Genomic DNA, 14,016 nt, shown 5'->3' with positions numbered 1-14,016 from the left:
CGGACCCTACGGCCGCCAGCTCACGCGGTGTTCGGCGAGCTGCTGGAGCACCGCGTGGTTCGCTTCCCAGCCATCAGGGAACTTCACGCTCACGCCCAGCTGGACCGGTTCCAGCGAGGGGTGTTCGTCGAGGAGGTCGGCGATGCCCGCGCGGGCGACGACCACGCAGGCGTGCCGGTGCCGGGAGGCGAGCACGCACAGGCGGCCCGTCTCCAGGTGGAAGGCCGTCGCGTCCGGGCGGCCGGACAGGGGGTGCAGCACCACCGTGAGGTCGTACTCGCGGCCCTGCAGGCGGTTCGCGGTGTCCACCGTGACGCCGGCCACCCCCAGCTCCGCCAGCGCGGCGCGCACCGCCGCCGCCTGGTCGCGGTGGGCGGTGCCCACCGCGATCCGGTCCGCGGTCAGCGGCACCGGGTCCGGCGACCGCTCGTCCGTGGTGACCGTGCCGCGGTCCAGCGCCCGCCGTACCACCAGGGCCACCGCCCGGACGGCCTCCGGATCCGTCCGCGGGGTGTGCCGGGCGGGCAGCTCCAGCAGGCCCCAGCCCGACTCGGCCGCCACGTCCAGCACCCGGTCCGGCCCCGAGCCGTCCGAGGCGGTGCCGAAGCCGATCCGCCGGTCCCCGTGGCCGGTGCCGCTGCGGAAGGGCGAGTACGGGTAGAACGCCCGGGAGACCAGCGGCGCCGCGGACGCCGGGAGCCGCCAGGACACCGGCAGCCGGTGCTGCGGCAGGTCCGGGTTGTGCGCGAGCAGCGTGGACACCGCCGAGGCCGAAGGGTCGTAGGACAGCCCCGCCCACTGCTCGGCCCCGACCACGCTGAACGGGTCCAGCTGACCGGGGTCGCCGACGAACAGCGCCCGCTCGAACAGCCCGGCCACGGCCAGCAGCGCGTCGGAGCGCATCTGGTACGCCTCGTCGACGATCGCGTGCTCCCAGGGTTCCACGCCCTGCGCGTACGCCCACTTCGCGGCGGTGGAGATCACCACCGGCAGCTCGGCCAGGTCGCCCGGCTTCGCCGACAGCACCACCGACGGCAGCCCGAGCAGCGCCGGGTCGTAGGCGTCGGCGTCACTGCTGTGCAGCCGGCCCACCCGGAGCTCCGGGTCCTTCCCGGCCAGCCGCAGCACCAGGTCGTCCACCTGCGCGTTGGTCTGCGCGACGATCATCAGCCGGCGCCCGGCCGCGGCGAGCTCCCGGGCGGCCCGCACCACCAGCGTGGACTTCCCGGCCCCCGGCGGGGAGTCCACGACCACACCCCGCTGCGGGGCGTGCAGGGTGTCGTGCAGGATCGCCGCGGTGGCGCGCTCGGCGGCCGCGCCCGGATCGGACGCGGTCGTGGTCTGGCGGCTCACAGGATGTCCTCGTCGGTCACGGGGTCGGGCGCGCCCTGCGGCGTCGCGGCGGTCAGTGCGCCGGGCGGGCCGCCGTGCGTCCACGGGGTGTTCTCCGGGTCCGGCAGCTTCGGGCCGCCGCGGGCGTCGTGCTCGAACAGGGTCCAGCACACCCGGTCGCCCTTCTCCGGCACCGAACCCGGCTCCGGGTCCCGGCCCCGCCCCATCTTGTCCAGCAGCCGCAGCACCAGCCGGCCGTCCTCCTCGCGCCGGACGAACGCGGCCGCCTGCGGGCGCCCGTCCAGCGAGCGCCACACCTTCCCGCCGCCGCCCTCCGGCAGTTGCGGGCGGTCGTCGGTGGCCACCACGACCAGCGGCCGCGGACTGGGCCGCTTGGAGTCGGTCCACTCCATCACCACCTCGGTGACCTCGCCCGCGAACGCCTCGCCGGCCAGCCTCCGGCCGGCCATCACCAGCGGGTCGTCCAGCGCCTCCTGGGCGTCCAGGCGGGTCTGCTCGGTCTCCCGCGAGGCGAGCTTCTGCGCCGCCGTCACCGCGTCGTCCCGGCGCGGCTGCGGCGGCTCACCCGCGCGCACCCGGTCCCGGTGCCCGGTGAACGACCAGCGGTCGCGGGTCCAGCGCTCCTCGGTGTGCTCGCCCGGCGGCAGGTCCCGTACCAGGTCCAGCGACCGCCACACCGCCCGCCAGGTGGGTGCCATCTGCGACACCACCAGCTCCCGGACCGCCAGTTCCGCCACCCGGAGGCCGTCCGTGTCCGGCCGCTCCCCGTGTGCCCGGGCCGCGTCGAAGCGGGTCATGGCGGGCGCCAGCAGCTTGTTGTCGAAGGAGGGGTCGGTGGCCGGTCCGGCCGGCGGGACCAGCAGCTGCCCCGTCGCGTCCCGGGCCAGCTCGGCCCGCCGGGCCGCCTCCTCGCCGGAGACCCCCTCGGGCGGGTCGATCCAGCCCAGCAGCGAACCGAGGTGCTGGTCCTCCAGGTTGCTCTGACCGGTCGCCCAGTGCCGGGACAGCAGGTCCGTGGCCGAGACCAGCATCGAGGACCCCGGCACCCGGGACCGCTCGGCGAGATGGGTGAACCAGCGCCCCAGCAGCGGCACCCGGTCGGGCGCCGGATAGGGGGCCTCCGGGTCCTCCTCGGCCGTCCGGCGGAACCGCATCGACCGGCCGAGCAGCCGTACGTGGTCGATGCCGGCCCGGCTGGGCACCACGATCTGCGGGGCGTCCCTGCACAGCTCCGTCTCGACCTTGACCCGCTTGCCGGTCTCCGGGTCGGTCTCGGTCCGCTCGGCGGGCTCCACGTCGTCCGCGAACCCCTCGACGTACGGGATCACGTACGCGGCCAGGTCGCCCAGGAACCGCCAGCGCAGGTCCCGGTCCCGGGGCTGCGGTATCACCAGGATCCGCGGCTCGTCCGGGTCCGTGCCCAGCATGGCGCCGAGCGGGGCGCCCGCCTCACCCGCGGTGGTCAGCGGTACGAAGACCAGCGGGCGCTCGCTCAGGTGCCGGTGCCGTACGGTCGCCAGCGGCCGGGCCCGCCCGGCGCGGAGGGCCTCCAGCCGGGCCAGGGTGCTCAGCAGGGACATTCCGGAGCCTCCGGTCGGTGCTGCGTGCGGGCGGCGGCGGTGCCGGAGGCGCTGTCGGTACGGGTGGCCGTGGCGCCGGCGGTGGCGCCGTCGGCGGCCGCGGTGGTGGCTGCGGTGTGCAGGGCCTCGGCCCGCAGCCGCGCGGCGTACCGCAGCGCTTCCACCGTCGGATCCTGTGCGCCGTCCGCTGCCGGGTCCGGCTCCGGGGTGCCGCAGCCCCCGCCGGCCGGGCGCGGGCCGGGGATGCCGTCGGCGGCGGCCAGCGCCTCGCCGACCGTGGTCAGGACGCCCAGTTCCGCGCGCACGGAGCGGCCCAGCACCGTCACGGAGCCGTCGTCCCGGGCCCGCCGGCGGCAGTGGAAGGCCAGTTCGCAGGCGGCCAGGCAGTCGGGGGCGTAGGCCGCGGACACCGCCTCGACCGCCTCGGCCAGTTCCTCGGCCGGACGGGACGGGTCGAAGCTGAGGCCCTCGGGGAGTCCGGCGGCGAGTTCCTCGACGCGGGTGAGCCGGTCCAGCTGGCGCCGGGTGACGGCGCGCTGCTTGCGGACGTCGAGCACGGCCGCGGTCGGCAGGTTGGAGAAGTCCTTCGGGCAGACCAGCAGGGCCCGGTGCGCGACCTCGGCGCCCTCCACCCGGGCGGCGGTCTTCTCCAGGGCCAGCACGTAGACGGCGGCCTGGCGGGCGGCGGCCCCCACCTTGGACGGGTCGGCCGTGCCGTCGATCATCGGGAAGGACTTGATCTCGACGACCGTCCACCGGCCGTCGGGGTGCACCACGATCGCGTCCGGCTCCAGGTAGGCCGGGGTGCCGGCCACCTCCAGCGCCAGCATCGGATGGTCCAGGAGGGTCCAGGCGCCCTCGGCGAGCGCCGCCGCGGTGGCCTCGCGCAGCGCCAGCGCCGTCCGCCCGGCGCGACCCTCGGGGCCCGCCGCGGTGAGGTCGGGGACGCGGGCCGACCGGCCCGGCGGCTCGCTGCCCGCGTCGAGCCGCTCGTGCACCAGTCGGAGCAGCACAGAGCCGCCGTCCCCCTTGACGGCGGCTTCGAAGGAGTGCCCGCGGACGATGGCGAACTGCGACTGGCCGAACCCGGCCGGCGTGCCGAGGGCCGTGGCCAGCGCGGTCTTGTCCACCCCGGCGCCGTCCAGCAGGGCCCGTCTGCCGCAGCCCGGGTTGGCGGCGAGCGCCGCGAGCGCCCGGGCGTCGAGCGGGCGGGGCGGCACGGCCGGGCCGCGCAGGTCAGCGAGCCGCTGCCGGAGAGTCGTCTTCGGCGGCGGGACGCTGCTTGGGTAGGAGCTCACCCGCGGAAGTGTCCCATCCGCCACTGACAACGCGGGTGCGGCTGCGGGCACCGATCCGTACGGCGATCAGGAACCCGGCCCCCATGACGGCCGCACCGGCCACCGCGTCGAGGAAGTAGTGGTTCGCCGTGCCCATCACCACGATCGTGGTGACCAGCGGATACGCGACACCGAAAGCTTTCAGCAGCGGGCTCCGCCCATACGTCCAGAGCAGCACCCCGCACCACAGGGCCCAGCCCACGTGCAGGCTCGGCATGGCGGCGTACTGGTTGGTGAGCGCCCCCATGCCGCGCGGTGCGCTGGCCTCCGCGCCCCACCAGCCGTAGCCGCTGTAGTAGGCCATGGTGTCGGTGAACCCGTGCGCGGCGTCGAGCAGCCGGGGCGGGCAGGTCGGCATCAGGCTGAACCCGATGAGCCCGAGCAGGGTGGACGACACCAGCCAGGTGCGGGCGAACCGGTAGTGGGCCGGCCGGCGCCGGTACATCCAGACCAGTACGACCGGGGTCACCAGGTAGTGCAGGGAGGCGTAGACGAAGTCGGCGGGAACCCCCAGCCACGCCTGCTCGGTGAACAGGCGGTTGAGGGGCCGTTCGAAGTCCATCCCGAGGACGTGCTCGAACCGGAGTATGGAAAGGCCGTGTTCCACGGCGAGGTCTACGTCGCCGCGTGCGAGGAGCCTGCCGCCGGAGTACACGCCGTAGACGATCCCCAGCAGCAGCAGTTCGGCCCACCAACGGGTGGGCCGGTGCCGTTCAGTCATACGACGTAAGACGATCTCAGGAGCGGATGGGTTGCCCCGCGTTCATGTGATGGATGATTGTCGGACTATCCAACAGGTACGAACCTGGGAGAAACAGACATGGCCCCCCGTATCCTGCTCGCCCGCCACGGACAGACCGCCTGGTCGCTCTCCGGCAAGCACACCGGGCGCACGGACATCCCCCTACTGGAGGAGGGGCGGCGCGGCGCGAAGCTGCTCGGCGAGCGGCTGGCCCGGGAGCCGTGGTCCGGGCTGCGCGGGGCGGAGGTGCGCACCAGCCCGCTGCTCCGCGCGAGCGAAACCTGTGACCTGGCCGGGTTCGGCGGCCGGGCCGATCCGTGGGACGCGCTGATGGAATGGGACTACGGCGACTTCGAGGGCATGACGCCGGCCGAGATCCAGGCGGTCCGTCCCGGCTGGCTGCTCTGGCGCGACGGCGCGCCCGGCGGCGAGTCGACCGCAGAGGTCACCGCGCGCGTGGACGAGGTCGTGGCCTGGGCCCGTGCGGCCGAGCGCGACGTCCTCGTCTTCGCCCACGGCCACATCCTGCGCAGCCTGGCCGCCCGCTGGCTGGGCGAGGACATCTTCTTCGGCTCCCGCATCCGCCTCGACCCGACCTCCCTGTCCGTCCTCGGCTGGCAGTACGGCGCCCCTGCCCTGGACCGCTGGAACGACACGGGCCACCTGTAACGGGCCGCGCCTGATCCGCCGGACAGCCCCTAGACCTCCGACCGCCGGGCCAGGAACGCCGCGACCCGCCCCGACCGCTGGTGCGGGACCAGCGCCGCCGCCGTCCCCGCCAGCATCGAGCGCACCCGCGTCGACCGCACCTCCGCCAGCCGGTCCAGCACCCGCTCACCCGCCCACGCGGCCTCCTCCGGCGCACCCGCCCGCGCCAGGTCCCCGGCGAGCTCCGCGGTGTACAGCGCCATGTTCCGTGCGAAGTGCGGGTCCTGCAGGTCCGCCGCACGCCGCGCGTGCCGCGCGGCCCGCCCGTACTCGCCCAGCCCCGCCCAGCACCGCGACTCCAGGGATTCGAGCTCGGCCTCCCCGAAGAAGGACATCCACTCCGGGTCGGCGGGAGAGGTGCCGCGCGCGAAGTGCGAGTGCGCCCGGCTCAGCGCCTCCTCGCAGGACCGCCGGTCCGCCAGCCCCGACCAGCCGCCCGCCTCCCGCAGCGAGAGCAGCGACAGCAGCCGCGACGACCCCAGCCCGCGGGCCGCCGCCAGCCCCGCCTGGGCCGCCCGGACGGCCTCGCGCGGCCGCCCCGCGTCCCGCGCCAGGAAGGCCGTGTTGGAGAACGCGTGCGCCTCCAGTCCGGCGTCCCCGGAGACCCGGGCGGTGGCCAGCGCCTCCGCGTAGTGGGACCGGGCGTCCTCGAAGCGGCCCGAATCGTGCGCCAGCCAGCCCACCGAGAGGGCCAGTTCGCCCGCGCCCGCCTGGATCCGGTCCTCGGTGGACTGCCGCATGGCCCCGGCGTCCAGCAGTGCGTAGGCCGCCCGCAGCGGTTCGGCGGCCCGGCGGTACAGGTCGTCGGCGCCGTGCCGGTCGTCCAGCAGCCGGATCCGGCGTACGGCTTCCTCTACGGCGGCGGCCTCGGACTCGCCGGCCCGGCCCGGTGTCCGGCGGTGGTCGCCCAGCGGGCTGAAGTCGATCGCGGCGGCGGCCACGGTGGCCGAGCCGCCGGCCATGAATGCGCGACGCAGCACGTCGCTCTCCTCGGAGGGGGTGGGGGACGGGACGGGGGCGGGCGGAGCGGGCGGGCCGGGGAAGCGGAGGCGGTCCCGGCCGCGGACCGCCTCGCGCGGGGAGAACCCGAGGTCGGCCAGGGTGCGTCCGGGGAACAGGTGCAGGAAGACCCGCTCGTAGGCGTAGTTGGGGCAGCGGATCTCGCCGGACTCGACCCGGCCGATGTAGCGGGCGTCGCAGGAAACCGTTTCTCCGATCTCCCGCGCCGCCCGGCGCACCAGAGCCGCGAACTCGGCGGGGGAGTGCTGACCGCGCAGCCGCCGGAAGGAGGTGTTGGGCGTGAGTGAGATGGGGGACGCCGTCATCGACGTGGCCTCTCTGGCGAGAACTCCTGCCGGGTTCTGGAAGGGGGGTCCGGCGCGCATGAACGTACCGCCAGGTGTCCCACCCCCACACGCTGTTTGGCTACAAAAGGGATATCTCACCCGTGATCTGCCATGAACTGCCATCCTTTGCAGCGGCTTTGCGCCGCCACCGTTGACGTTCCCGGGCGTTGAACCATGAGGAGCATGAGGAGTGGTCAAGGAGCAGGAGGAGGGTTCCCATGGTGGAGGCCGGAATGGAGAACTGCGCAGTGGGCGCCGGCGCCGCGTCCGGGCCGGACGTCGCTCCCGACCTCGTGACCGTGCCCACCCGGCAGGGACTGGAGGCGGTCGACATCATCCGCCGTGCCGCCGCCCCCGCGACGGGTGTGGGACCCGTCCTCCACGACGGTTCGGGCGACACCCTCGGCTTCCTCGTCCCGGCCGGCACCGCCGACGCCTGGGACCTCCCCGGCAGTGCCTGTACGCAGACCAACGGGCGCGGGATGCGGTTCGGCGAGGCCCCGGCGATCGGCGGGGCGCCCACCACCGGCGGCGCGGGCACCGGCTGGCTGCTCCCGCCGGAGGCGGACGGCGGCGCGGTGACCGATCCCGAGGTGCTGCGCGCGGCCCTGGGCGAGGCGGCGCGGCTGATCGAGGCGGCCGACAGCTGCCGCTGACCGGCGGCGCCTGCCGGCAGCCGGAACCTGCTGCCCGGCGGAACCCGCTGACCGGCGATAATGAGCCGGTGGGACGGAGCAGGCGGCGCGGCGGCGAGCGCGAGAACGAAACGACCGGGACGACCGGGAGGACCGGGACGACCGGGCCGGTCACCGGACGGGTGGACGGCGGCACGGCCGAGCTGGCGCCGGACCGGGACCGCACCCGTGCCTGGACCCTGCTGATCGACGGCGCCCCGCAGTCCCACGTGGACCTCGACGACCCGACCCACCTCGACTTCTCCTACCAGCGGCGGATCGGGCACCTGATCGACCTGGCCGGCCCGGCCCGGCAGCCGCTGAACGTGCTCCACCTGGGCGGCGGCGCCTTCACCCTCGCCCGGTACACCGCCGCCACCCGCCCCCGCTCCGGCCAGCAGATCGTGGAGATCGACGCCGGGCTGGTGGCCTTCGTGCGTGAGCACCTGCCCCTGGACCCGCAGGCCCGGGTCCGGGTCCGCGCGCTCGACGCGCGTGCCGGACTGGCCAAGCTCCCCGAGGGCTGGGCGGACCTGGTGATCGCGGACGTGTTCGGGGGCGCCCGTACCCCGGCACACCTGACCAGCGCCGAGTTCCTGGACGACGTACGACGGGTGCTCTCGCCCACCGGGTGGTACGTCGCGAACCTCGCGGACGGGCCGCCGCTGGCGCACCTGCGCGGGCAGATCGCCACCGCGGCCTCCCGCTTCGGGCACCTGGCGATGGCGGCGGACCCGGTGGTCTGGCGGGCGAAACGATTCGGCAATGCGGTCCTGGTGGCCGCCGACACCGAACTCCCGATCGCCGACTTCACCCGGCGGGTGGCGAGCGACCCCCATCCCGGCCGCGTCGAACACGGCCGCGCGCTCACCGACTTCGCCGGCGGCGCCACCCCCGTCACAGACGCCTCGGCCACGCCCTCCCCGGCACCCCCGCCGACCGCGTTCCAGTGACGGCGGGGGGCGCCGAGAGGGAGCGGGTCAGTAGTGGTACCGGGCCTTGAGGATCTTCACTTCCTTGTCGTCGGCCCGGTAGACCAGACGGTGTTCGTCGTCGATCCGGCGGGACCAGTAGCCGGAGAGGTCGGCCTTCAGAGGCTCCGGTTTGCCGACGCCGGTGAAGGGGGTTCGCTGGATTTCCTCGATCAGCCGTGTGATCCTGCGGGCCATCTTGCGATCCGCGTTGAGCCAGAACAGAAAGTCATCCCATGCGGCCGGGTCGAAGTGAATGCTCCTCATTCGGTCCCTGCCAGGGAAGTCAGCTCTTCCATGGTCCTGGTGACCAGTCGTTCACCGGCCTTGTCGCGCGCAACGGCCTCCATCAGCGACTGGGCGTTGCGGGGTGAGCGCAGGAGGTACACCGTCTCCTGCCACGACCGGAAGTCCTCGGCGGACATCATGACGATGTCGCCGTGCTCGCGAGAGGTGACCTCTATCGGAACGTGGTCCTCGTTGACCTTGCGGATCAGCGGGTAGAACTTCTGACGGGCTTCATTCGCCGAGATCGGCATGGGGCCACCTCCGGATCGCGTCGCACGCCGTACGGAGATGCCGTACGGGACGCCGTACGGCTACACGGTACCACTCGGCCGTCCCGCCGGGGCCTCGGTCAGGTCTGCCAGGTCTCGACCGTCGGGGGGTGGTCGTGCCAGGTACAGAAGACGGAGGACTCCCGGCCGTCCTTGGTGAAGGTCACGCGGATCCACGTCGGCTGCTTCCAGAGCTGCATCTGCCAGCCCGGCGACGGCGTCGCGGACACCAGCTCCGCCGAGGACGTGCCCAGCTCGAAGACCACCCGGCCGCCGTCGACCGTACGGCCCTCCACCCGGCCCCCGCCGGAGGCGGAGGGCTTGCCGCCGGACGGCCCGGCGGAGGTGGGGCCCGGGCCCGGGAGGGACGGGGGCACGGACTTCCTCGGCTTTCCCGGGGTGCCGGAGGGTGCGGACGGGGACGGAGCGGCGGGCGAAGGGGAAGCGGAGGACGGTGCGGACGGGCCGGACGGGAGCCGCGAGGGCTCCGGTTTCGCCCCGTGCGTGGAGGAGGACAGCGGTCCGGCGGTCAGCGGGATGGCCTTCGGCCGGTCGTAAGCCGTCCCGGACATCACCGTGCGCACACCCCACCAGGACAGCGTCACCGCCGCCCCGGTCGCCAGCGTCCAGGCCAGTGCGTGGACAAGTCCTCGTTGCATCAGCGCACATACTGCACCACCCGTCCCGGAGACCGGCCGCCACCCCGGCGGGTCCCCGGGATGGCGTACGGTGCGGGCCATGGCAAGTGTGCTCGTGGTCGAGGACGACCAGTTCGTGCGTTCCGCTCTGATCCGGCACCTGACCGACGCCGCGCACACGGTGCGCAGCGTCGGGACGGCGCTGGAGGCCCTGCGGGAAGTCGCGCACCACCGCTTCGACGTGGTCATCCTCGATCTCGGACTGCCCGACCTGGACGGTTCCGAGGCGCTGAAGATGCTGCGCGGCATCACCGACGTACCCGTGATCATCGCGACCGCGCGGGACGACGAGGCGGAGATCGTCCGGCTGCTCAACGACGGCGCCGACGACTACCTCACGAAGCCCTTCTCCGTGGAGCACCTGTCCGCCCGGATGGCCGCCGTACTGCGCCGCGCGCGTTCCGCGGCCGGGGACGGGCCGCCCTCCCGGGTGCTCCGGGTGGGCGGGCTGTCCATCGACCCGCTGCGCCGCCAGGCCGAGCTCGACGGGACCGTACTCGACCTCACCCGGCGCGAGTTCGACCTGCTGGCCTTCCTCGCCGGGCGGCCCGGCGTGGTGGTGGCCCGGCGCGAACTCCTCGCCGAGGTCTGGCAGCAGTCCTACGGCGACGACCAGACCATCGACGTCCACCTGTCCTGGCTGCGGCGGAAGCTGGGCGAGACCGCGGCCAGCCCCCGCTACCTCCACACCCTGCGGGGCGTCGGGGTGAAGCTGGAGCCGCCGCAGTGAGCACGGCGGGCCGGGCATGAGGTGGGCGCTGGTCAAGGTGTGCCTGGCGGTCACCGTCATGGTGGTCGTGGCCTTCGCCGTACCGCTGGGCCTGGTCGTCCAGGAGATGGCCCGCGACCGGGCGTTCTCCAACGCCGAGCGGCAGGCCGCCACCATCGGCCCCACCCTGTCGATCACCACCGACGCGCAGCAGCTGCACCGTGCCGTGGAGAGCACGGACATGGGTGCGCTCCGGCGGATGGCCGTCCACGTGCCGGCCGTGCACGGGGAGGCCGCCGTGATCATCGGCGAGCCCGGCTGGGCCGGCACGGAGGCCGTGGAGCGGACCCGGCTGGAGGGGTCCGCCCGGACCGTGCGCGCGGCCGGCGGCGGGTTCGCCCTGCTGCAGCCCACCGCCATCGGCACCGGGGACATCGCGGTCGTCGAGATCCTCGTTCCGGAGAGCGAGGTCAGCAACGGGGTGAGCACGGCCTGGCTGGTGCTGGCCGGGGTCGGGGCCGCGCTGGTCGTGGGTTCGGTGGCGGTCGCGGACCGGCTCGGAGCCCGGATGACCGGCCCGGCCAGACGGCTCGCGCACGCCGCCCAGGAGCTCGGCGAGGGCCGGCTGGGCGCCCGGGTGCCCGAGGACGGTCCCAAGGAACTCCAGTCGGCGGCGGTGGCCTTCAACTCCATGGCCGACCAGGTGATGGAACTGCTCGCCAACGAGCGGGAGCTGGCCGCGGACCTCTCGCACCGGCTGCGCACCCCGCTGACCGTGCTCCGGCTGAACACGGCCTCCCTCGGTGACGGCCCGGCCGTCGAACAGACCCGGGCGGCGGTCGAGCAGCTGGAGCGCGAGGTGGACGCGATCATCCGGACGGCCCGCGAGCAGCGGTCCACGGCGGTCGCGGCGGCGGGCTGCGACGCGGGGGAGGTGATCCGGGAGCGGATGGAGTTCTGGTCGGCGCTGGCCGAGGACCAGGGGCGCGAGGTCCGGCTGGCCGGGGCCGCCCGGACGATACGGATCCCGGTGGCGCGGCCGGAGCTGGTGGCGGCGATGGACGCCATGCTGGGCAACGTGTTCCGGCACACCGCGGAGGGCACGCCGTTCGCGGTGGACGTGCACGAGACCGCGGACGCGGTGATCGTGCTGGTCTCGGACGCGGGGCCGGGCATCGCCGACCCGGACGCGGCGCTGCGGCGGGGCAACGACGGGGGCCGGACCGGTTCCACGGGGCTGGGGCTGGACATCGTACGGCGGGTGGCGGAGTCGACCGGCGGCGACGTACGGCTGGGCAGCTCGGTGCTCGGCGGCACCGAGGTGCGGGTGTGGATCGGGCTGGACGGGCGGGAGACGGGGCAGTCGGGGAACCGGCGGGCGGGGCGGCGCAAGCGCCGGAGGTGAGGCGTACGGGTGGCGCCCGGATGGAGTCCGGCGGTTGCCGGTCCCGGTGGGCCGCCCGACGGTGGGTGTGACGGAAGGAGTCACACATGCGAGTCATGATCCGGGGCCACATGGACACGGTGGCGAGCAACGAAGCCCTCAAGAGCGGCCGGCTGCCCGCCCTGATGAGCGACCTGATGGAGAAGCTGAAGCCGGAAGCGGCGTATTTCGGCCCTTCGGAGGGTGTGCGGTCCTTCTGGTTCGTCTGCGACCTGACGGACAGTGCCGCCGTGCCCTCGCTGCTGGAACCGCTCTTCTTCGACCTCCACGCGGAGGTGGAGATCCAGCCGGTGATGAACCCGGAGGAGATGAAGCGGGGGCTGGCGGCCACGTCGTACGCCCCGAAGGGCTGAACCGGCACGCTCCCGACGGCGGCGCGTGGTAGAGCTGTGCCCGCACTGCTCGCCGCACTCCCTGAAGGGGCTGACCCCAATGCGTTTCGCAGTACTCGGCACCGGAATCGTCGGCCGTACGCTGGCCGGCCGGCTCGCCGGCCTCGGCCACGACGTGGTCATCGGCACCCGCGACCCCGGGGCCACCATGGCCCGCACCGAACCCGATGCCATGGGCACACCGCCCTACGCCACCTGGCAGGCGGACCACCCCGAGGTCCGCCTGGCCGGCTTCGCCGAGGCGGCCCGCACCGGCGAGATCCTGGTGAACGCCACCGGCGGACGGGTCAGCATCGAGGCCCTGACCGAGGCGGACGCCGCCCACCTGGACGGCAAGGTGCTCCTCGACGTGGCGAACCCGCTGGACTTCTCCCACGGGTTCCCGCCCCGGCTGGACCCGGTGGACACGGACAGCCTCGGCGAGCTGATCCAGCGCACCTTCCCCGGGCTGCGCGTGGTGAAGTCCCTCAACACCATGAACTGCCTGGTGATGGTCGACCCGGCGCGGGTGGCCGGCGACCACCACGTGTTCCTGAGCGGGGAGGACGAGGACGCGAAGAAGACCGTCCGCGAGCTCCTGCTCTCCTTCGGCTGGCCGGAGGGGGCGATCCTCGACCTGGGCGGCATCGAGACCGCGCGCGGGACCGAGATGCTGCTGCCGGTCTGGCTGCGGCTGATGGGCAGCCTCGGCCACAGCGACTTCAACTTCCACATCCAGGGGGCGGGCGGCGGAGGTTCCTGGGGAGGCCACTGACGGCCCCTGAGCGGCCTTGAGGGTGAGGGCCCGCCGGTTCGTCAGTGGCGAACCGGCGGGCCCTCGTGTTTTCCGGCTCGTGTTTTCCGGCTCGGGCCTTCCGGCTCGGGGCCTTCCGGCCCGGGCCTTCCCGGTCTCCGGGCGCTCAGCCGCCGGAGGTGAGGCGTTCGGCCTGGGCGCGGCCGACCTCGGCGGCCCGGTGCAGGTAGTCGGCGATGACGGCGAGTTCGGCGTCGGAGTAGCTGTCCAGGACGGCGCCGAAGGCGCGGCCCGGGGTCTCCCAGGCAGTGCTGATCCGGTCCCGCGCCTCGGCGTTGAGGGAGACCAGCGAACGGCGGCGGTCCTGGGGATCGGCCTTGCGCTCCACGATGCCGGCCTTGGCCAGGCGGTCCACGAGCCGGGTGGCGGAGCCCGAGGTCAGGCCGGTCAGCCGGGCGATGTCGCCGGTGCTCACGGGGCCGGGCTCCATGTCGAGGAGGGCGATGCACTGCATGTCGGTGGGGTGCAGCTGCAGCCGGTCGGCCATGGCCTGGTTGAAGAGCGAGTAGTCGGCGTAGTGCCGCTGGCTCTCGGTGACGACCCGGGCCAGGAGCTCGGCCCGGCTCCACTGCTCCTCACCCGAACGGGGGGAATCGGTTGACATCGCATCTCCCATGGTCCAAATTTATCTGCGTGACGCAGAGAATGCGCCACGAAGAATCTGCGTCGCGCCATCATGGTAGCCGTTCACGGCCGCGACGCACGGACCGAA

The 14,016-nt window shown here is 74.1% G+C and carries 16 protein-coding genes; 7 read left to right on the top strand and 9 right to left on the bottom strand.

Annotated elements, in window-relative coordinates; genetic code table 11:
* Positions 1-6 precede the first annotated feature (6 nt).
* The 4 genes from AB0O36_RS10865 to AB0O36_RS10850 are packed head-to-tail and all read right to left on the bottom strand — an operon-like array spanning position 7 to position 4,991.
* Positions 7-1,353, bottom strand: coding sequence for an AAA domain-containing protein (locus tag AB0O36_RS10865; RefSeq protein WP_365107160.1), 1,347 nt, complete (start codon positions 1,351-1,353; stop codon positions 7-9).
* Positions 1,350-2,933 (bottom strand): hypothetical protein, encoded by a 1,584-nt coding sequence (locus AB0O36_RS10860; protein ID WP_365107158.1) that lies wholly within the window; start codon positions 2,931-2,933, stop codon positions 1,350-1,352. Before AB0O36_RS10860 ends, AB0O36_RS10865 begins: the two co-directional genes overlap by 4 nt.
* Entirely contained in the window at positions 2,921-4,231 is a 1,311-nt protein-coding gene (locus AB0O36_RS10855; RefSeq protein ID WP_365107156.1) for a hypothetical protein, read from the bottom strand. The genes AB0O36_RS10860 and AB0O36_RS10855 overlap by 13 nt, the downstream gene beginning before the upstream one ends.
* Positions 4,170-4,991 carry a phosphatase PAP2 family protein gene (locus AB0O36_RS10850; RefSeq protein ID WP_365107153.1) on the bottom strand — a complete coding sequence of 274 codons (822 nt, stop codon included), beginning with the start codon at positions 4,989-4,991 and terminating at the stop codon, positions 4,170-4,172. The genes AB0O36_RS10855 and AB0O36_RS10850 overlap by 62 nt, the downstream gene beginning before the upstream one ends.
* A gap of 99 nt (positions 4,992-5,090) precedes the next feature.
* Between AB0O36_RS10850 and AB0O36_RS10845 the strand changes: the two genes are divergently transcribed.
* Positions 5,091-5,681, top strand: a complete 591-nt coding sequence (locus AB0O36_RS10845; RefSeq protein ID WP_365107150.1) for a histidine phosphatase family protein — start codon at positions 5,091-5,093, stop codon at positions 5,679-5,681.
* Positions 5,682-5,710: 29 nt separating this feature from the next.
* Here AB0O36_RS10845 and AB0O36_RS10840 read toward each other — a convergent pair whose 3' ends face one another.
* Complete coding sequence (locus AB0O36_RS10840) at positions 5,711-7,045, bottom strand: tetratricopeptide repeat protein (RefSeq protein WP_365107147.1); 1,335 nt, start codon at positions 7,043-7,045, stop codon at positions 5,711-5,713.
* Positions 7,046-7,299: 254 nt separating this feature from the next.
* On the opposite strand from AB0O36_RS10840, the gene AB0O36_RS10835 reads away from it, so the two are divergent.
* Complete coding sequence (locus tag AB0O36_RS10835) at positions 7,300-7,722, top strand: hypothetical protein (RefSeq protein WP_365107571.1); 423 nt, start codon at positions 7,300-7,302, stop codon at positions 7,720-7,722.
* A 68-nt stretch (positions 7,723-7,790) separates the two neighbouring features.
* Positions 7,791-8,693, top strand: a complete 903-nt coding sequence (locus AB0O36_RS10830) for a fused MFS/spermidine synthase (RefSeq protein ID WP_365107145.1) — start codon at positions 7,791-7,793, stop codon at positions 8,691-8,693.
* A gap of 27 nt (positions 8,694-8,720) precedes the next feature.
* Here the strand turns inward: AB0O36_RS10830 and AB0O36_RS10825 are convergent, their stop codons facing one another.
* The 3 genes from AB0O36_RS10825 to AB0O36_RS10815 all read right to left on the bottom strand — a co-directional run bounded on the left by AB0O36_RS10825 (position 8,721) and on the right by AB0O36_RS10815 (position 9,927).
* Positions 8,721-8,978, bottom strand: coding sequence for a Txe/YoeB family addiction module toxin (locus AB0O36_RS10825; protein WP_365107142.1), 258 nt, complete (start codon positions 8,976-8,978; stop codon positions 8,721-8,723).
* On the bottom strand, positions 8,975-9,250 hold the full coding sequence (locus AB0O36_RS10820) for a type II toxin-antitoxin system Phd/YefM family antitoxin (RefSeq protein ID WP_365107139.1): 276 nt from the start codon (positions 9,248-9,250) through the stop codon (positions 8,975-8,977). Before AB0O36_RS10820 ends, AB0O36_RS10825 begins: the two co-directional genes overlap by 4 nt.
* A gap of 98 nt (positions 9,251-9,348) precedes the next feature.
* Entirely contained in the window at positions 9,349-9,927 is a 579-nt protein-coding gene (locus AB0O36_RS10815) for a hypothetical protein (RefSeq protein ID WP_365107136.1), read from the bottom strand.
* A 79-nt stretch (positions 9,928-10,006) separates the two neighbouring features.
* Between AB0O36_RS10815 and AB0O36_RS10810 the strand changes: the two genes are divergently transcribed.
* The 4 genes from AB0O36_RS10810 to AB0O36_RS10795 all read left to right on the top strand — a co-directional run bounded on the left by AB0O36_RS10810 (position 10,007) and on the right by AB0O36_RS10795 (position 13,265).
* Positions 10,007-10,696: a response regulator transcription factor gene (locus AB0O36_RS10810; RefSeq protein ID WP_365107133.1), complete on the top strand. Its 690-nt coding sequence runs from the start codon at positions 10,007-10,009 to the stop codon at positions 10,694-10,696.
* 16 nt (positions 10,697-10,712) lie between these two features.
* On the top strand, positions 10,713-12,080 hold the full coding sequence (locus AB0O36_RS10805) for a HAMP domain-containing sensor histidine kinase (RefSeq protein ID WP_365107132.1): 1,368 nt from the start codon (positions 10,713-10,715) through the stop codon (positions 12,078-12,080).
* An 86-nt stretch (positions 12,081-12,166) separates the two neighbouring features.
* Positions 12,167-12,472 carry a hypothetical protein gene (locus AB0O36_RS10800; RefSeq protein ID WP_365107129.1) on the top strand — a complete coding sequence of 102 codons (306 nt, stop codon included), beginning with the start codon at positions 12,167-12,169 and terminating at the stop codon, positions 12,470-12,472.
* A gap of 79 nt (positions 12,473-12,551) precedes the next feature.
* On the top strand, positions 12,552-13,265 hold the full coding sequence (locus AB0O36_RS10795; RefSeq protein WP_365107126.1) for an NAD(P)-binding domain-containing protein: 714 nt from the start codon (positions 12,552-12,554) through the stop codon (positions 13,263-13,265).
* A gap of 145 nt (positions 13,266-13,410) precedes the next feature.
* On the opposite strand, the gene AB0O36_RS10790 is transcribed toward AB0O36_RS10795, so the two are convergent.
* Positions 13,411-13,908 carry a MarR family transcriptional regulator gene (locus AB0O36_RS10790; protein WP_365107123.1) on the bottom strand — a complete coding sequence of 166 codons (498 nt, stop codon included), beginning with the start codon at positions 13,906-13,908 and terminating at the stop codon, positions 13,411-13,413.
* Positions 13,909-14,016: the final 108 nt, after the last annotated feature.

The sequence above is a fragment of the Streptomyces sp. NPDC089799 genome (assembly GCF_040684755.1).
Classification (GTDB): Bacteria; Actinomycetota; Actinomycetes; order Streptomycetales; family Streptomycetaceae; genus Streptomyces.
Note: the sequence above shows the minus strand (reverse complement) of the source record. Positions and strands in the feature narration are given on the sequence as shown.